The sequence below is a fragment of the Rhodobacteraceae bacterium LMO-JJ12 genome (assembly GCA_021555075.1).
Taxonomy (GTDB): domain Bacteria; phylum Pseudomonadota; class Alphaproteobacteria; order Rhodobacterales; family Rhodobacteraceae; genus JAKGBX01.
Genome location: JAKGBX010000001.1, coordinates 1,884,049 through 1,900,954 on the forward strand (window position 1 = coordinate 1,884,049; position 16,906 = coordinate 1,900,954).

The 16,906-nt window shown below is 61.1% G+C and carries 14 protein-coding genes; 3 read left to right on the top strand and 11 right to left on the bottom strand.

Annotation, left to right across the window (positions count from 1 at the left end; all coding sequences use genetic code 11):
* Positions 1–25 precede the first annotated feature (25 nt).
* Positions 26–802, top strand: coding sequence for an enoyl-CoA hydratase-related protein (locus tag LZG00_08955; GenBank protein MCF3594128.1), 777 nt, complete (start codon positions 26–28; stop codon positions 800–802).
* A gap of 149 nt (positions 803–951) precedes the next feature.
* Here the strand turns inward: LZG00_08955 and LZG00_08960 are convergent, their stop codons facing one another.
* Entirely contained in the window at positions 952–2,247 is a 1,296-nt protein-coding gene (locus LZG00_08960) for a citrate synthase (GenBank protein MCF3594129.1), read from the bottom strand.
* Between the two features lie 86 nt (positions 2,248–2,333).
* Positions 2,334–3,737 carry a glutamate--tRNA ligase gene (gene gltX / locus LZG00_08965; GenBank protein MCF3594130.1) on the bottom strand — a complete coding sequence of 468 codons (1,404 nt, stop codon included), beginning with the start codon at positions 3,735–3,737 and terminating at the stop codon, positions 2,334–2,336.
* 123 nt (positions 3,738–3,860) lie between these two features.
* Here gltX and LZG00_08970 point away from each other — a divergent pair, with 123 nt between their 5' ends.
* Positions 3,861–5,864: a ComEC family competence protein gene (locus tag LZG00_08970; GenBank protein MCF3594131.1), complete on the top strand. Its 2,004-nt coding sequence runs from the start codon at positions 3,861–3,863 to the stop codon at positions 5,862–5,864.
* Between the two features lie 10 nt (positions 5,865–5,874).
* Here LZG00_08970 and lexA read toward each other — a convergent pair whose 3' ends face one another.
* The 6 genes from lexA to LZG00_09000 all read right to left on the bottom strand — a co-directional run bounded on the left by lexA (position 5,875) and on the right by LZG00_09000 (position 10,774).
* Complete coding sequence (gene lexA, locus LZG00_08975) at positions 5,875–6,573, bottom strand: transcriptional repressor LexA (protein ID MCF3594132.1); 699 nt, start codon at positions 6,571–6,573, stop codon at positions 5,875–5,877.
* A gap of 144 nt (positions 6,574–6,717) precedes the next feature.
* The gene (locus LZG00_08980) at positions 6,718–7,890 is read right to left on the bottom strand and encodes a molybdopterin molybdotransferase MoeA (GenBank protein ID MCF3594133.1); all 1,173 of its coding nucleotides are present in this window, start codon (positions 7,888–7,890) and stop codon (positions 6,718–6,720) included.
* Entirely contained in the window at positions 7,887–8,363 is a 477-nt protein-coding gene (gene moaC / locus LZG00_08985; protein ID MCF3594134.1) for a cyclic pyranopterin monophosphate synthase MoaC, read from the bottom strand. Before moaC ends, LZG00_08980 begins: the two co-directional genes overlap by 4 nt.
* Before the next feature lies 1 nt (position 8,364).
* A complete protein-coding gene (gene trpC / locus LZG00_08990; GenBank protein MCF3594135.1) occupies positions 8,365–9,177 on the bottom strand; it encodes an indole-3-glycerol phosphate synthase TrpC in 813 nt (270 codons plus the stop codon).
* On the bottom strand, positions 9,174–10,196 hold the full coding sequence (gene trpD / locus LZG00_08995; GenBank protein MCF3594136.1) for an anthranilate phosphoribosyltransferase: 1,023 nt from the start codon (positions 10,194–10,196) through the stop codon (positions 9,174–9,176). The genes trpC and trpD overlap by 4 nt, the downstream gene beginning before the upstream one ends.
* Positions 10,193–10,774: an aminodeoxychorismate/anthranilate synthase component II gene (locus LZG00_09000; GenBank protein ID MCF3594137.1), complete on the bottom strand. Its 582-nt coding sequence runs from the start codon at positions 10,772–10,774 to the stop codon at positions 10,193–10,195. The genes trpD and LZG00_09000 overlap by 4 nt, the downstream gene beginning before the upstream one ends.
* 124 nt (positions 10,775–10,898) lie before the next feature.
* Here LZG00_09000 and LZG00_09005 point away from each other — a divergent pair, with 124 nt between their 5' ends.
* Positions 10,899–12,617, top strand: a complete 1,719-nt coding sequence (locus tag LZG00_09005; protein MCF3594138.1) for a divergent polysaccharide deacetylase family protein — start codon at positions 10,899–10,901, stop codon at positions 12,615–12,617.
* Between the two features lie 144 nt (positions 12,618–12,761).
* On the opposite strand, the gene LZG00_09010 is transcribed toward LZG00_09005, so the two are convergent.
* From LZG00_09010 to LZG00_09020, 3 genes are all read right to left on the bottom strand, one after another.
* Complete coding sequence (locus LZG00_09010) at positions 12,762–13,319, bottom strand: pseudouridine synthase (GenBank protein ID MCF3594139.1); 558 nt, start codon at positions 13,317–13,319, stop codon at positions 12,762–12,764.
* A 177-nt stretch (positions 13,320–13,496) separates the two neighbouring features.
* Positions 13,497–15,011, bottom strand: a complete 1,515-nt coding sequence (gene trpE / locus LZG00_09015; GenBank protein ID MCF3594140.1) for an anthranilate synthase component I — start codon at positions 15,009–15,011, stop codon at positions 13,497–13,499.
* A 10-nt stretch (positions 15,012–15,021) separates the two neighbouring features.
* On the bottom strand, positions 15,022–16,863 hold the full coding sequence (locus LZG00_09020) for a SurA N-terminal domain-containing protein (protein ID MCF3594141.1): 1,842 nt from the start codon (positions 16,861–16,863) through the stop codon (positions 15,022–15,024).
* Positions 16,864–16,906: the final 43 nt, after the last annotated feature.

Sequence of the window (16,906 nt, forward strand, 5' to 3'; positions counted from 1 at the left end):
GAACGGCCGAAAGGGAAACGCGGACATGGATTATACGACGATTACCTACACGGTTGAGGACAATATCTGTCTCATCACTCTAAACCGACCCGACAAAATGAATGCGTTGACTGCAAAGATGCGGGCCGAGATCACCGATGCCGTGCTGCACTGTGAAAGGGATGGCGCGCGTGTGGTCGTGATGACGGGGGCGGGGAATGCATTCTGCTCGGGTCAGGATCTTGGTGATGCCAGCGTCGGGGGGCTTGATCTGGAACGCGGGTTGCGCGACGAATATAACCCCATGCTCAAGGCTATTTCTGATTGCGCTGTGCCGGTAATTGCGGCGGTGAACGGGCCGGCTGCGGGGGCAGGGGCCAATCTTGCGTTGGCTGCGGATGTGGTGATTGCCGCCGAGAGTGCTTATTTCATGCAGGCGTTTACGCGCATCGGGTTGATCCCGGATGCGGGCGGAACCTATTGGTTGCCGCGCAATATGGGTGGTGCCAAAGCGATGGGGGCGGCACTTTTTGCCGATAAGATCAGCGCGAAGCAGGCCGATGACTGGGGCATGATCTGGGAAGCGGTTGCAGATGAAGCGTTCGAGGCGCAGTGGAAATCACGCGCCGAATTTCTGGCGAAGGGACCGACGCGGGCTTTCCAGATGACCAAACGGGCAATTCGCAACAGTTGGAATAATCCGTTTGAGGATCAACTGACCCTGGAAGCGAAATTGCAGGGTAAGGTCGGAAAGAGCCGCGATTTCATGGAAGGCGTTGTGTCTTTCCTGGAAAAACGCAAAGCGCATTTCGAAGGGCGCTAGGACGCTGACACGACCCTGTTGAACGTTCGAAGTCTTAATGAGATCCTTGTTGAAAAAGCCGCCAATCCCGGGACGGATGGCGGCTTTTTTCATTAGGCGTGGCACCGCTGCCCCCGGTATTCGAATTCGGGGGCAGCGGCTGTTTTGGCTCAGCGGTTTTCGACGTTCACATAGTCGCGCTCGGTCTCGCCGAGGTAAAGCTGACGCGGGCGACCGATCTTGTGTGCCGGGTCCGAGAACTGCTCTTTCCACTGGGAAATCCAACCGACAGTGCGCGAAAGTGCAAAGATCGGCGTGAACATCGAGGTGGGGAAACCCATCGCTTCGAGAATGATGCCAGAATAGAAGTCGACGTTCGGGAACAGCTTTTTCTCTGTGAAGTAAGGATCGGCGAGCGCAGCGGCTTCCAGTTCCTTGGCGACCTGAAGCACCGGGTTGTTTTCGATGCCCAGAAGATCGAGCACCTCGTCGGCCGATTGCTTCATCACCTTGGCGCGTGGATCGAAGTTCTTGTAGACCCTGTGACCAAAGCCCATCAGGCGGAACGGATCGTTTTTGTCCTTGGCGCGGGCGATAAATTCGGGAATGCGGTCAGGCGTTCCGATCTCCTTGAGCATTTCAAGGCAAGCCTGGTTTGCGCCACCATGGGCCGGCCCCCAGAGACAAGCGATGCCAGCGGCGATACAGGCGAACGGATTGGCACCCGAAGAAGAGGCGAGGCGCACCGTCGATGTCGAGGCGTTTTGCTCGTGATCGGCATGCAGGGTAAAGATACGGTCCATCGCGCGCGAAAGGATCGGGTCTACCTGATAATCCTCGGCCGGGACGGCAAAGCACATGTAGAGAAAGTTTGACGCGTAATCGAGATCGTTACGCGGATAGACGAAGGGCTGGCCGACCGAATATTTATAGGCCATTGCCGCGATCGTGGGCAGTTTGGCAATGAGCCGGATCGAAGCGACTTCGCGCTGCCAGGGATCGCTGACGTCGGCACTGTCGGCATAGAAGGCCGACATGGCACCGATCACGCCAACCAGCGTGGCCATCGGATGCGCATCACGGCGGAATCCCCGGAAGAAATTGTGCATCTGTTCGTGCACCATGGTGTGCCGGGTGACGTTGTTTTCAAACTCTTCAAGGTCGGTCGCTGTTGGCAACTCACCATAAAGCAGCAGGTAGCAAACTTCGAGGTAATGCGATTTCTCGGCCAGTTGGTCGATTGGGTAGCCGCGATGCAAAAGCTCGCCCTTGTCACCGTCAATGAAGGTGATCGTGCTTTCGCAGGAGGCCGTCGACGTGAAACCGGGATCATAGGTGAACACACCTGCGTCGGCGTAGAGCTTGCGGATGTCGATCACGTCCGGACCCGTCGTTGGCGACAGGACAGGCAGCTCGAATGATTTACCGTCGATGGTAAGGGTGGCGGTTTTGGGGCTGTCTGTCATGGTTTTCCTTCCTCATTTCGTACGTCTGATGCGTGTCGGCACGCGCCAGTTCTAGTCTTTGCGGCTTTCCAGAAGGTAAACCCTTCTCAGGCCACGGTGGCGTCTTTCAGGCGGGCGATGGTTTCATCCCGCCCGAGAACCAGCATCATGTCGAACACACTTGGGCTGACACTGCGTCCGGCAAGAGCGGCGCGCATGGGCGCGGCAAGCTTGCCGAATTTCGTGTCTTGCTCTTCGGCGAAGCGGTTCAAAACATGTTCCAGATCGTCGCGGGACCAGCTAGCATTTTGCAGGTGCGGCGTCAATTGACTGAGTATACCACGGGATGCAGCGTCAAGTGAACGAGCGGCTTTTTCATCGGTTTCAATTGGGCGCGTTTGAAGCACAAACGACGCTTTTTCAATGAGTTCCGGGAAAGTCTTTGCGCGTTCTTTTAACACCGGCATGGCCGCGGCCAGCATAGATTTTTTTGTGCCGTCCAACGCCGGTTGTCCGGTTACTTCAAGGTAGGCCAGCAGTTCTTGCAGCAACGCAGCATTGTCGGATGCCGCGATGTGCTGACCACAAATATTCTCGAGCTTCTTGAAATCGAACCGGGCAGGTGACTTGCCGATTCCGGAGAGATCAAACCATTCCATGGCTTGAGTATCCGAAAAGAATTCATCATCGCCGTGGCTCCAGCCCAGCCGCGCAAGATAGTTACGCATGCCCGCTGCCGGGTATCCCATCGCTTGATATTCTTCGACCCCGAGCGCGCCGTGACGCTTGGAGAGCTTCTTGCCGTCTGGTCCATGGATCAGCGGAATATGCGCCCACACCGGCACATCCCAGCCCATCGCCTGATAGACAATCTGCTGGCGGGCGGCATTGTTGAGATGATCATCGCCCCGGATCACGTGGGTGACGCCCATATCGTGATCATCGACCACCACGGCAAGCATGTAGACCGGTGAGCCGTCCGAGCGCAGCAGGATCATGTCATCGAGTTGATCGTTTCGGATGGTGACATCGCCTTGGACTTGATCGGCAATCACCGTCTGACCCTCGCGCGGAGCCTTGAGGCGGATGGCGTAGGGCGCATCCGGGTAGCTGGCGGGATCAGCGTCGCGCCACGGACTCTGAAACAGGGTTGAGCGCTTTTCTTCGCGGGCCTTGTCGCGGAAAGCCTGAATTTCTTCCTGGGAGGAAAAGCATTTGTAGGCATGCCCGGCGTTCAACATGGCATTGGCCACCTCGGCGTGGCGTTCGGCACGGGCAAATTGGCTGACCACATCGCCGTCATGATCGAGACCGAGCCAAGCCAGCCCCTTGAGGATTGCTTCGCTCGCCTCGGGGGTGAAGCGGGCGCGATCGGTATCTTCGATGCGAAGCAGGAACTTGCCGCCACGCCCGCGTGCGAAAAGCCAGTTGAAAAGCGCCGTACGTGCGCCACCGATATGAAGGTATCCGGTGGGCGAGGGCGCAAAGCGGGTCACGATCGGCTGGGTCATCAGGCGTTAATCTTTCGGTAACCATGAACGGGATAGATTTGGGGCCTGTCTAATGTGTTTCGCGCCAGCGTTGAAGCGGGAATCATGCGTGGTGCGACCTCTTTGCACATGGGAAGGGCAATCATGGGCGCCTTGGCGCGGTTGGAAACGGCCCTCTGGGGGCAGCGGGGGCACCTCTTTCCTTGGGTTCCGGTCTGTCTTGCGGCTGGGATCGGGCTTTATTTTGGCCTGCTGGTCGAGCCGTCGCAAGCAGTGGTTCCCTATCTAGGGGCGGGAATTGTTGCGTTGATTGGTCTGGCGTTGGTCTGGCGCGTGGGCTGGACGCCGGTGATCTGGGCCGTTGTCTTGATCGGGTTGGGCTTTGCTCTGGCGGCGACGCGCGCAAATATGGTCGAACGGCCGGTGTTGGGATGGCGCTATTACGGTCCGGTGGAAGGTCAGGTGATCGGGATTGATCGCTCCTCCAGCGGCGCGGTGCGGGTGCTTCTGGAAGATGTAGTGCTGCACCGGGTTGGGCCGCAAAAGACACCAGAGCGGGTGCGGGTTTCGCTGCACGCGACAGGCGGCAGCGAGCCGCGCGCCGGGGCACGGGTGATCGTGACGGCGCACCTGTCGCCGCCCGGTGGGCCGGTGGAGCCGGGGGGATTTGATTTTCAACGCCATGCCTGGTTTCTCAAGCTAGGTGCTGTGGGATATGCCCGCACGCCGCTTTTGATCCTGGAACCGCCCAAGGAGGGTTTCAACTGGCTGGCGGCGCGGCTGGCGTTGTCAAGCCGTGTGCAAACGGCTTTGTCGGGCGAGCCGGGGGCGTTCGCGGCTGCAATCATGTCGGGGGACCGAAGTGGCATCGGGCCCGAAACGTTGCGCGCCTTGAGAGTCACGAATCTGGCGCATCTTCTGGCCATTTCAGGTCTGCATATGGGGCTTTTGACCGGGTTTGTTTTTGCGGTCCTGCGCTTTGGGCTGAATCTCTGGCCGTCGGTTGGTTTGCGCCTGCCGGTGAAGAAGCTGGCGGCGGTGCTGGCGCTGGCGGTGGCGGCGGGATACCTTGGGCTTTCGGGCGGCAACATCGCGACAAAACGGGCCTTTGTGATGGTTGCGGTGGGGCTGCTTGCGGTGATTGTCGATCGTCGGGTGATTTCGCTCAGATCTGTGGCGCTGGCGGCAACTATCGTGTTGGTCCTGTGGCCTGAGGCGCTTCTGGGGCCGGGGTTTCAGATGTCTTTTGCGGCGACAACCGCGCTTGTGGTGGTGTTTCGCTTTCTGCGTGACGCAAATTTTCGCAAGGGACCGGCCTGGACCAGGCCAATTACGGCGACAGTGATTTCCTCGGCCGTTGCAGGGTTGGCCACGGCGCCGGTCGCGGCGGCGCATTTCAACCAATTTGCCCACTACGGGTTGATTGCCAACCTTGCGGCCGTGCCGCTTATGGGGGTTCTTGTGATCCCGGCCGGGGTTGTTGCGGCGGTCTTGATGCCATTGGGCCTGGAAGCGGCAGCACTTTCGGTCATGGGGTTGGGTGTGCGCTGGATTCTGAGTGTTGCGGGAACGGTGGCGGAGTTCGAGGGCGCGCGCGGGACCGTGATAAGCCCGGACTGGCAGGTGCTGCCGTTGATCGCGGCGGGGTTGGCCGGGTTCGTCTTGTGGCAGGGGCGAGCGCGCATGGTTGGTCTGGCGCCGGTCGCGCTCGGTTTCGCGCTTTGGATCGGGACTGAGCGCCCGGCGGTTCTGATCGCGGATAATGGAGCTTTGGTGGGCATCATGGGCGCACAGGGACGGGCGCTAAGCAAGCCGCGGGGCGGCGGGTTTGTAGCGCAAAACTGGCTGGAGAACGATGGTGATCCGGCAAGCCAGGAAGAAGCGGCGGTCCGCTGGAGCGACCTGGGCGAGCAGTGGAAAATTCGCCATGTCACCGGCAAAGTGAGCGTTAGGACACTCAGTTGCGCGAAAGATGAAGTGATCGTGACCAATGCCGACGCGCCCGATGGGTTGCCCTGCACGGTCTATGACCCTGCGCGTCTCAAGTCCGAAGGGGCCGTGGCGCTCTACAAGGGCAAAGCGGGACAGCCGGTGAAGACGAAAACCGCCCGCCAGGTTTCTGGCGAGCGGCTTTGGAACCGGCGTTGAAAACCCTAGCTTAGTATGTGCGGATCAGGCCGACCAGTTTGCCCTGTACCTTGACCTTGTCATCGGGAAAGACACGGGTTTCATAGGCCGGGTTGGCCGCTTCGAGCGCGATGGCGTTGCCACGTCGAAAGAAGCGTTTCAGTGTGGCCTCGTGATCTTCGACCAAGGCCACCACGATATCGCCATTTTCAGCGGTGACGGTTTCGCGGATCACAACCACGTCGCCATCATTGATTCCGGCATCGATCATCGAATCGCCTTTGACCTCCAGGGCATAATGTTCGCCGCTGCCGGCCAGCATAGACTGGGGCACGGTAATGTTATGGGAGCCATCGGAGATCGCTTCGATCGGGACACCGGCGGCGATACGGCCCATGATCGGCAGTTCCAGCGCGCCCGCCGTCTCGACCGTCATCGCGTTGGAGGGTGGGGGGGCGGAAGGACGATCGCCTTGGATCACGCGGGGGGTAAATCCCGACGCGGCAGCGCCCAGGCTTTCGGGCAGCTTGACGATTTCGATGGCGCGGGCGCGATGTGCGAGGCGACGTATAAATCCGCGTTCTTCCAGCGCGGTGATCAGACGGTGAATGCCAGATTTTGACCGCAGATCGAGTGCGTCCTTCATTTCATCGAAAGAAGGCGGCACGCCATCGCGCTGCACCCGCTTGTGAATGAATTCCAGAAGGTCCAGCTGTTTGCGCGTCAGCATATGTTCCGCCCTTGTGTTGCTTCATTGTTAGCGTTTGTTCTACGCATGTTCCCGTTTTGTGTCAACAGGTTCGCATTTGTGAGGGTGCGAGCGGGGGCCAGCCCCCTGGACCCCCGGGATATATTCAGTCAGAGGAAGGGAGGTTCAGCGCAGCGGAATGTAGGCGATTTCGCTATCGGCGGGCTGTTCGGGTGCGTTGGGTGGGGAGATGGCGAGCGCATTGGACTGAGCGAGAACGCTGAGCAATGAGCTGTCCTGACGATCAAACACGGTGATTGCGCCGTCTGACACATGGGCGCGCTGGTAGTGTTCGCGCGGGCCGTTGGCGCCCAGAGGGCCGGTCAAGCGGGCGGACTTGCGCGGGGCGGGTGCGGCTCCAAGCCCTAGGAGAGCGCGGATCACCGGGGCAAGAAAGACATGGCCGCAGACCATTGCCGAGACCGGATTGCCGGGCAAGCCCAGCATCACCGCATTGCCCATGCGCCCAGCCATCAGCGGTTTGCCGGGGCGCATGGCAATTTTGTAGAAGGCGCGTTGCAGTCCCATGGCCTCGGCCACATCGCCGACCAGATCGTGATCGCCCACCGAAGCGCCGCCGATGGTGACGATCAAGTCGGCGTCGGCTGCGAGTTGGAACGTGGTTTCGAGGCTCTCGCGGTTGTCGCGCGCAATGGGCAGCAGCCTTGGCGTGGCGCCGAGTGCGGACAGCATGCCGTGCAGGCCGAAGGAGTTGGAGGCGATGATCTGATCCGATCCCGGTGTTTCGCCCGGCATGACCAATTCATCCCCGGTGGAGATGAGAGCCACGACAGGCCGACGACGCACGGGAACCTGAGAGATGTTCATGGCGGCCAGCAGCGCGATGTCTTCGGGGGTGAGCACACGGGGGCTTTGCATTGTTTCACCGGTGCGGAAATCCGTGCCAAGGGGGCGGATGTTGTTCTGGCTCTGATGGGCCACGATGGTGATGAGATCGCCGCGGCGTTCGACATCCTCCTGGATAACCACGTGGGTGGCGCCCTCGGGCACCGGGGCACCGGTGAAGATTCGCACGGTCTGGCCGGGTTTGATCGCACCTTCAAAGCGATGTCCTGCGGCGCTTTCGCCGATCACCTTGAATTGCGCATGCAGATCGGCTTCGGCACCGTTCAGTGCGTAGCCATCCATAGCCGAAGAGGCAAAAGGCGGCTGATCGCGGTTGGCTGAAACATCCGTGGCCAGCACCCGCCCGACCGCTGCGATGAGTGGAACGGTTTCAATCTCGAGCGGTGAAGCAAGCGAGAAGAGCTGGGAAAGGGCTGTGTCTACCGAAATCATTTTGACTCGTAACGTCCTGATTTTCCGCCGTCTTTCAAAACGACGCGAATGTCCGAAATGATCATGCCTTTGTCGACGGCCTTGACCATGTCGTGCACCGTGAGCGCGGCGATTGACACGGCGGTAAGCGCCTCCATCTCGACGCCGGTCTGACCTGTGGTCTTGACCGTCGCTTCGATCTGAACGCCGGGCAGATCGGGATCGAGCGTCAGATCAACCGTCACCTTGGTGATCGGCAGGGGATGGCAGAGCGGGATCAGGTCGGGAGTTTTCTTGGCCCCCATGATGCCGGCAAGACGTGCCACGGAGAGCACATCGCCTTTCTTGGCGCGGCCATCGGAAATCAACGCAAAGGTTTCGCGTTGCATCGTGACTTGGCCCCGGGCGACGGCGATGCGCGAGGTCACTGCTTTTTCGGAAACATCAACCATATGGGCGGCGCCCTTGGCGTCAAAATGGCTGAGCCCGGTCATGTTACATGCCCCCTACGGTGAGCGGACGGGCAAGAAGGGTGCTTGTTGCGTCGGCGACATCGTCTTGACGCATCAGGCTTTCGCCAATGAGAAAGCAGCGCACGCCATACCGGGCAATATCGGCCAGATCTTCGGGCGTGGCGAGACCGCTTTCAGAGACGATCATCCGGTCGGCGGGAACGAGCTTCGACAGTTTCCGCGTGGTTTCGAGAGTGGTCTCAAAGGTTTTCAAATTGCGGTTATTGATACCGACCATGCGAGACGAAAGCCTGCTTGCGCGCTCCAGTTCCTCTTCGTCATGCACTTCAAGAAGGGCATCCATACCCCAATCGTTGGCTGCCGCTTCGAGTTCGGCGGCTTGTTCATCCGAGACTGTGGCGAGAATGATCAGGATGCAATCGGCACCAAGGGCGCGGGCCTCGGCGACTTGATAGGGATCATACATGAAATCCTTGCGCAGAACTGGCAGCTTGCAGGCGGCGCGGGCCTCGGTGAGGAATTCCTTGGCGCCCTGGAAGCTGGGCGTGTCGGTCAGCACTGAAAGGCAGGTTGCGCCGCCGGTTTCATATGCCTGTGCCAGCGCGGCGGGGTCGAAATCTTCGCGGATCAGGCCCTTGGAGGGGCTGGCTTTCTTTATCTCGGCGATCAGCCCGTAACCCTCGCGGGCTGACTCGAACAACGCCTCTGCAAAGGGGCGCACAGGCTCGGCGGCGCGGGCTTCAGCCTCGACTTCTTCAAGCGGTTTGACGGATTTGTCGGCGGCAATCTCTTCGAGTTTGTAGGCCTTGATCTTGTCCAGGACGGTGGTTGTCATTTCGCCTCCGATGTGAGTTTCGCAAGACAGGTGATCTTGCGTTTTGCGGCGCCGGAATCGATGCTTTCGCGCGCCATTTCGACGCCTTCGCGCAAATCGTCGGTGCGCCCGGCAACCACCAACGCCGCTGCGGTGTTGAGCAGGACGGCATCACGGTAAGCCGAATGAGCTCCGTCGAGCAGGTTACTGAAAGCCTTGGCATTTTCTTCCGGCGTGCCGCCCATGATACCCTCGAACGGATGCACGGGAAGGCCGAAATCCTCAGGATGTAATTCGACCTCGCGCACGCTCTTGTCCTCTTCCAGGGCTGCGACCCAGGTGATGCCGGTGATTGTCATTTCGTCGGTGCCGTCGCTGCCATGGACGAGCCAGGCGCGTTCTGATCCCAGAGCGGCGAGCGTTTCGGCCATCGGACGGATCATGGCGCGCGAAAATGCGCCTGTGAGTTGGCGTTTGACACCGGCAGGGTTGGTAAGCGGGCCGAGGATGTTGAAAATCGTGCGCGTTCCAAGTTCGGTCCGTGACGGACCGACATGTGCCATGGCGGGGTGATGCATCGGAGCCATCATGAAGGCGATGCCGCATTCGCTCAATGCTCGTTCAACCACCGCCGGGCCGACCATCACCTTGACGCCCATTTGTGCCAAGGCATCGGCGGCCCCGGATTTGGAAGACAAGTTACGATTGCCATGTTTCGCAATGGTTAATCCCGCGCCCGCGGCCACAAAGGCGGTTGCTGTCGAGATGTTGAGCGTGCCTTTGCCATCGCCTCCGGTGCCGACGATATCCATGGCGCCTTCCGGCGCCGTCACCGCATGACATTTGGCGCGCATGACGCTGGCGGCGGCGGTGTATTCCTCGACCGTCTCACCGCGCGTGCGAAGCGCCATGAGGAAGCCGCCGATCTGGCTGGGCGTGGCTTCGCCGTCAAACAGGATCGTAAAGGCGGTCTGCGCCTCTTCGCGGGTTAGCGGACGCTCGGCGGCCGCGCCGATCAGGGGTTTAAGCGCATCGCTCATGCAGGAACCCTCATGCAGTCGAGAAAGTTTTTCAACATGGCATAGCCATGTTCCGAGGCGATGGATTCGGGATGAAACTGAACGCCATGCACCGGCAGTTCGCGATGTTGCAGGCCCATGATGGTGCCATCCGAAAGATCGGCTGTGATTTCGAGGCAGTCGGGCAGGCTGCCGCGATCGACGACGAGAGAATGATAGCGGGTGGCCTGAAACGGGCTGGGAAGATCGCGAAAGATGCCTTTGCCAGTGTGGTGAATTTCGCCCATCTTGCCATGCACGATTTCGTGACAGCGCACGACTTTTCCACCAAAGGCCTGGCCGATGGTCTGATGACCAAGGCAGACGCCAAGCAAGGGCGTGCGACTCTGGGCAGCGGCGCGTGTCAGATCCAGGCAGATGCCCGCCTGATCCGGATCGCAGGGGCCGGGGGAAAGCAGGATACCGGCCGGGTTCATCGCCATCGCAGCCTTCACATCAAGCGCATCGTTGCGTTTGACCACGACGTCGGCACCCAGTTCGCCCAGATAATGGACCAGATTATAGGTAAAACTGTCGTAATTATCTATCAGCAGCAGCATCTTGCTCACATTCGTTCTCTTAGGGCTGGAGGCCCGGCCCATGGTCGCGGTATACATGTTCAGGCTTGTCGCGCACCGTCAAGGGGCGCACTGTCCCTTAGGGCAGGAAAAAGAGGTGAATTGAGTGGCCAGAGGATTTCTGAGCGGAGCGTTTTGGGGCGTTTTGGTGGCCGTTGGCGGTGCCGGGACGCTTTCGGTTCTAAGCGGAGGGGCTGAGGCACCGCTAGGCAAACCCGAGGCGGCAGCAGTGGAAGTGCCGGCCGGGTCGGAGTTCAACCAGTCGCGCGATGACGATCAGGCGAATTTGCCTGCGAGCGAACCTGTGGTCACGGGCGCGGCGGCGCCGCGGGTGACGGCGCCGGAACCTGATGATCTTTCGCCGTTGCAGAGTGCGGATACCGATCCTGGCTCGCAGCCTTCTGCGAGTGCGCTTCAAGGTGGTATGAGCGCGCCTGTGGCGGGTCAGGGAAGTGCGCCGGATGTGGCAGCGCGCAGTGACGAGCCAGTAACGCAAGGGGGGCAGGCGGGTGCGCCGCTGGCCCCGCAGGACGAGGCAGAACTGTCGATTTCAACCGAACCGGCGCAGCCAATGGCGCCACCGGCAGATCCGGATGAAACGGCGTTTGTGGACCCCGAACCGGACGACGCGCCTGCTGGCGTGGAGCAAGCCGAGCCGGACGTTGCAACGGCACCCGCGCCGCAGGTGCAAAGCGATGCCCCGGCTTCGCCGATGAGTCCCGCGGTGAGCGAAGCGGAAGAAGCGCAACCGGTCAGCCCGGCACCTAGCCCGGCAGATAACGCGCAAGAGATTGAAAAGACAGACGTTCCGGCCATGCCCGAGGGCGGGGACGAGGAGTTGGTGATACGTGTCGCGCCCGAATCGGCGGCCCCGAGCGAGACGCGGCCAGTTGGGCAGGAAGCGGAATCGCAAGTCGTGGAGGTTGCACCGGACGAATCGGAGCCTGACAGAATGCCGGTTAGTGAACCGGAGCCGGATGTGACAGCCCCTCAATCAGATGAGCAGAGCGCAGCCGTTCGGATTGGAAAACCGGCCAGCGACCTCAAATCGCTTGGCAACGATGGTGTCCGGACCGGGCGGTTGCCTGCGGTTCGCCAGGAAGGTGAGACGCAGGGCGCACTTACAGGTGAGGCGGTGGATCGCAGCGCCATGCCGCCGATAAAGCGCTTTGCCGTCGAGGTGGAAGGCATTGAAAACAAGCCTAAAATGGCGATCGTTCTGATTGATGACGGTGGCGGGCCGGTGGCGATGGATATGTTGTCGGCGTTTCCCTATCCCTTGGCTTTCGCGGTAGATACCAGCCGCGAGGATGCGACAGACAAGATGGCGATCTACCGCGCGGCGGGGTTTGAAGTCTTGGCAATGGTGGCACTGCCCGAAGGGGCCGCGCCGAGCGATGTCGAAGTGGCGATGCCGGTGCTGATGGCGCGCGTTCCCGAGGCAGTGGCGGTGATGGAAGCGCCTGAAGATGGCATCCAGTCGGATCGACAGATCAGCGACCAGGTGGCCCAGATCCTGGCCGATAGCGGACATGGATTGTTGTTGTATCCCAAGGGGTTGAATACCGCACAAAAGCTTGCGGCAAAGAACGGCGTGCCCTCTGCCACGATCTTTCGCGACTTTGATTCCGCCGGTCAGAAGTCGCGCGCGATTCGGCGTTTTCTCGACAATGGCGCCCTTCGCGCAGGCAGTGAGGGCGGGGTTGTGATGGTCGGGCGGATGCGGCCGGATACGGTGAGCGCGTTGCTGCTTTGGGGGCTGGAAGACCGGGCGGATCAGATTGCGCTGGTGCCGGTGAGCCAGCTTCTGGAGCCCCAGAACTGAAAGCGTTAACGCAGCAGGAAGCGCGTAAATCCGGGGGGTGACTTACGGCTGTCGCGTGGCTGTTGGGCGTGCACCGCCGCGTTGCGGCGAAAATTTACCTGAAATTGAGTAATGCAGCGTGCGATGGATGGGAAGAAGCCCGTCTTATGGCAGCGAAATGGTGCGGTATTCGCCGGGGGCGAGACCGGTGAGGGCCCAGTCGCCAATGCGGACCCGGATCAGGCGCAGGGTGGGATGGCCGACGGCGGCTGTCATGCGGCGGACCTGTCGGTTGCGCCCTTCGGTCAGGGTGAGTTCAATCCAGGTGTCGGGGATGGATTGGCGCACCCGGATTGGTGGATTGCGCGGCCAGAGCCAATCGGGGGCGGGGACGCGGCGGGCCTTGGCCGGACGCGTCGGGCCATCCTTGAGCGTGACGCCGGAACGCAGGGCGGCAAGGGCGGAGTCGTCTGGCGTGCCCTCGACCTGGGCGAGGTAGGTTTTGGGCTGCTTGTGACGCGGGTCGGAAATGCGGGCTTGGAGCTTGCCGTCGTCGGTGAGCAGCAAGAGCCCTTCGCTGTCGCGGTCAAGCCGCCCGGCGGGGTAGACGCCTTTTTCGGTGATGAAGATGGAAAGCGTGGGGCGTGGGGAATCGCCCATGCCCTTGTCGGTGAATTGCGAGAGCACGCCGAAAGGTTTGTTGAAGAGGATCAGGCGGGGCATGACGTGATGAGGGGCAAAGGCGACGCTGACGGCAAGCTGTGGGTTAGAGTGGGGGCCAGCCCCCACACGCGGGTTAGAGTGGGGGCCAGTCCCCACACGCAGGACCAAGTGGGGGCCAGCCCCCACACCCCCGGGATATTTTTAGCAAGATGAAGGGCAGCAGGTTTCGCCGTGCACTCAGGCATTGCCGTTGCCGGTGAAGCGCGCGGCGTCGGCGGCGGCGCGGCGGATCGCGTTCGATTTGTGCACGGTTTCTTGGTATTCCGCCTCGGGGTCGCTGTCGTAGACCACGCCGCCACCAGCCTGAATGTAGAGTTTTTCGTCTTTGACCAAGGCGGTGCGCAGCGCGATGCAGATATCCATGTCGCCACCCGCAGAGAAATAGCCGACGCCGCCGCCGTAGAGGCCGCGTTTTTCCGGCTCAAGCTCGTCTATGATCTGCATTGCGCGCACTTTTGGGGCGCCCGAGACGGTCCCCGCGGGCAGGCCTGCGAGGAGGGCGGAGAGCGCGTCGTGATCTTCTGAGAGCTCGCCCACCACGTTGGAGACGATGTGCATCACGTGGGAATAGCGCTCGATGATGAATTTCTCGGTCGGTCGCACGGTGCCGATCTTGGAGACCTTGCCGGTATCGTTGCGCCCGAGATCGAGCAGCATCAGGTGTTCGGCCAGCTCCTTTTCATCCGAGAGCAGGTCTTTTTCCAGCGCGAGATCTTCTTCGCGGGTGGCGCCGCGTGGGCGGGTGCCGGCGATCGGGCGGATCGTCACCTCGTCGCCAAAGACGCGCACGAGGATTTCGGGGCTGGCGCCGACCACCTGAAAGCCGCCGAAATTGAAGTAGAACATGAAGGGCGAGGGGTTGGTGCGCCGCAGCGAGCGATAGAGCGCGAAGGGGGGCTGGCGGAAGGTTTGTGTCCAGCGTTGCGACGGGACCACCTGAAAGATGTCACCGGCGCGGATGTAGTCGCGCGCTTTCTCAACGGCGGCCATATAGGCCGATTTGGTGAAATTCGAAACTGGCGTTGCGTCTTCTTGCTGGGCCTGGCCGAGATCGCGGGCCTGTTGGGGCAGGGCGCGTTCGAGGTCGCGCACCGCATCCATCACACGCTCGGCCGCCTGGGCATAGGCGGCGCGCGCGGATTGGCCATCAGAGACCCAAGCGGGCGAGCAAACGGTCACATCGCCTTTGACTCCATCCAGAACGGCGACCACGGTGGGGCGCAGGAACATCGCATCGGGCAGGCCGAGTGGATCGGGGTTTATGTTCGGCAGATGTTCGACAAGGCGGATCATGTCATAGCCGAGATAGCCAAAGAGGCCTGCGGAGGCGGCAGGCAGATCGTTGGGCAGATTGATACGGGTTTCGGCCATCAGGGCGCGCAGGTTGGTCAGCGGATCGCCGGGCTGTTCCTCAAACGCGGTGGTGTCGAAACGGGCGGCGCGGTTTAGGCGGCTTTTGGTGCCGTGACATTGCCAGACCAGATCGGGTTTCATGCCGATGATCGAATAGCGCCCGCGCACTTCGCCGCCGGTGACAGATTCGAGCATGAAGGCATCGCGTGCGGCGCCTGTCAGCTTGAGCATGAGCGAGACAGGCGTGTCGAGATCGGCGGCCAGCCGGGTATAGATCAGCTGATTTTCACCGGCCTCATAGGCGCGGGCAAATTGCTCAAAAGAGGGGGTCAGCTCCATCCTGCGGCCTTTACTGGAAGTTGGCCAACACGGCATTGATCGCATTCTGGTCGAGCGCCAGCCCGGCGCGTGCCTGAACGTCGTTGATGTAATACTGATAGAGATCCTGAGCCTGGGCGCTGGCGGCCTGTTCGCTGAGTGCGGTGCGTGCGGCACCAACCTCGGGGTTTGACTCATCAGGCGCGTGGACTGCATCGAGGCGTGCAATGAGAGCGCCGCCCGGGGCTTCGAACACGCGGCTTTCGCCCGGTTCCATCTTGAAGAGGCCGGTGAGGAAGCTCTGCGGCGTGCCCGCGATGAAGTCGGTGCGGGTGATGTCGCGCTCCTCGGTGACGGTGAGGCCGAGGGCGGCCATGTCGGTTTCCTGCGTGATCTGAGGGAGCAGGGCTTCGGCTTGGGCGACCAGACGGCTTGTGATTTCTGCTTCGGCCCAGGCGTCTTCTACCTCGGTGCGGATCATTTCCAGCGGTTGCAGTTCGGGGGCAAGCACCGTGTCGAGGCGGAGCGCGAAGATGCCGCCGTCTTCCAGAGCGACGACGGAGGGGAAATCATCGACCGTGACCTTGGCGGCTTCCTCCTGAAAGGCGGCGTAGCCTGCAACATCTTCCGAGCTGTCGGCGGTCCAGTTGGTCTGACCGAGCTGCATGTCGGTTTCTTGTGCGATTTCTTCGAGGGTGGCACCGCCAGCCAGCAGGTCTTCGATATCACTGCGCATCTGGTCGATCAGGCGGCGGGCGCGATCGACGGCAAGCTCTTCGTGGAGTTGCTCGCGGGCGTCTTCGAAGCTGATGGTGCGGGCGGCCAACACGCCGTTGATGCGAAACAACGCCGGGCCGAGATCGGTTTGGAACGGGCCAATCACACCGCCGGGGTTGGCGGCAAAGACGGGTTCGCCTGCGGCACCCAAATCGGAGGCCACGACATCGCCCATGTCGATATCGCCAAGCGCCAGGCCACGCTCGGTGACGATTTGCTCAAAGCTTTTTTCACCTGCGGTGATGGCGGATTTGGCAGCCTCGGCGGCGGCAGTGTCGGGGAATACCAGCCGTTCGACAAGGCGGCGTTCGGGTTGATTGAACTCGTTGCTGCGTTCGTCGTAATTCTCTTTCAGGATGCTGTCGCCAAGCTCGACCTGATCGAGGATCATGTCGGGGGTGAGCCAGGCGTAGGTGATGCCCTTGCGCTCAGGCAGGGTGAAACGGGCGGCATTGTCGGTGTGGAACTTTGCAAGCGTTTCGGTGTCCGGCTCGGACAGTGGCGCTTCGAGGTCGTCTTCGCTGAGCGCGGCCCAGGTGAAATCGCGCCGCTCGGCCAGGAAGTTGACCAGCGTGTCGGCGTAGGTGTCGCTTGCGGGGAGGCCCGCGAGCACGGCCTGTTGCAGCAATCCGCTGGCCAGATCATCGCGCAGGCTTTGTTCGAACTCGGCTTGGGACTGATTGGTGCGGTCGAGATAAAATTGATAGGATTCGCGATCAAACTGACCGTCGATACCGCGGAACCCCTGAATTTGCAGCAGCGCAGCGTGCAGGTTTTCGTCGCCCGCGGAAATGCCCAGTTGGCTGGCTTCGTGATCGACAGCAGTGTTGGCGATGAGCCGTGCCAGAGCAACCTGGTCGAGCTGGAGCGCGCGTGCGACCGAGAACGGGATCGGCTGGCCCATGCTGGCTTCGCGGGCGCGGATTTCATCCTGCACGGCGCGGGAATAGGCGCTGACGGTGATGTCGCGATTGCCGACTGAACCGATGGAGCGCAGATGGCCCGAGAGGTTGGTAACGCCAAAGCCGCCGAGGCCCAGGATCAGAAGGCCCATCAGGATCCAGACGAGTGTTTTAGAGGTGCTGCCGCGTGCCATGAAGCGCCTTTCGGAACGGTTTGAAATCAGTCGCACGATGTCT

What these genes read in the sequence shown, in the direction of transcription:
- trpC (MCF3594135.1), bottom strand. Translation starts at nt 9,177, where the DNA reads ATGACAACCACCGTCCTGGACAAGATCAAGGCCTACAAACTCGAAGAG.
- lexA (MCF3594132.1), bottom strand. Translation starts at nt 6,573, where the DNA reads ATGCTGACGCGCAAACAGCTGGACCTTCTGGAATTCATTCACAAGCGG.
- gltX (MCF3594130.1), bottom strand. Translation starts at nt 3,737, where the DNA reads ATGACCCAGCCGATCGTGACCCGCTTTGCGCCCTCGCCCACCGGATAC.
- LZG00_09020 (MCF3594141.1), bottom strand. Translation starts at nt 16,863, where the DNA reads ATGGCACGCGGCAGCACCTCTAAAACACTCGTCTGGATCCTGATGGGC.
- trpD (MCF3594136.1), bottom strand. Translation starts at nt 10,196, where the DNA reads ATGAGCGATGCGCTTAAACCCCTGATCGGCGCGGCCGCCGAGCGTCCG.
- LZG00_09010 (MCF3594139.1), bottom strand. Translation starts at nt 13,319, where the DNA reads ATGCCCCGCCTGATCCTCTTCAACAAACCTTTCGGCGTGCTCTCGCAA.
- LZG00_09000 (MCF3594137.1), bottom strand. Translation starts at nt 10,774, where the DNA reads ATGCTGCTGCTGATAGATAATTACGACAGTTTTACCTATAATCTGGTC.
- LZG00_08970 (MCF3594131.1), top strand. Translation starts at nt 3,861, where the DNA reads ATGGGCGCCTTGGCGCGGTTGGAAACGGCCCTCTGGGGGCAGCGGGGG.
- trpE (MCF3594140.1), bottom strand. Translation starts at nt 15,011, where the DNA reads ATGGAGCTGACCCCCTCTTTTGAGCAATTTGCCCGCGCCTATGAGGCC.
- LZG00_08955 (MCF3594128.1), top strand. Translation starts at nt 26, where the DNA reads ATGGATTATACGACGATTACCTACACGGTTGAGGACAATATCTGTCTC.
- moaC (MCF3594134.1), bottom strand. Translation starts at nt 8,363, where the DNA reads ATGACCGGGCTCAGCCATTTTGACGCCAAGGGCGCCGCCCATATGGTT.
- LZG00_08960 (MCF3594129.1), bottom strand. Translation starts at nt 2,247, where the DNA reads ATGACAGACAGCCCCAAAACCGCCACCCTTACCATCGACGGTAAATCA.
- LZG00_08980 (MCF3594133.1), bottom strand. Translation starts at nt 7,890, where the DNA reads ATGATTTCGGTAGACACAGCCCTTTCCCAGCTCTTCTCGCTTGCTTCA.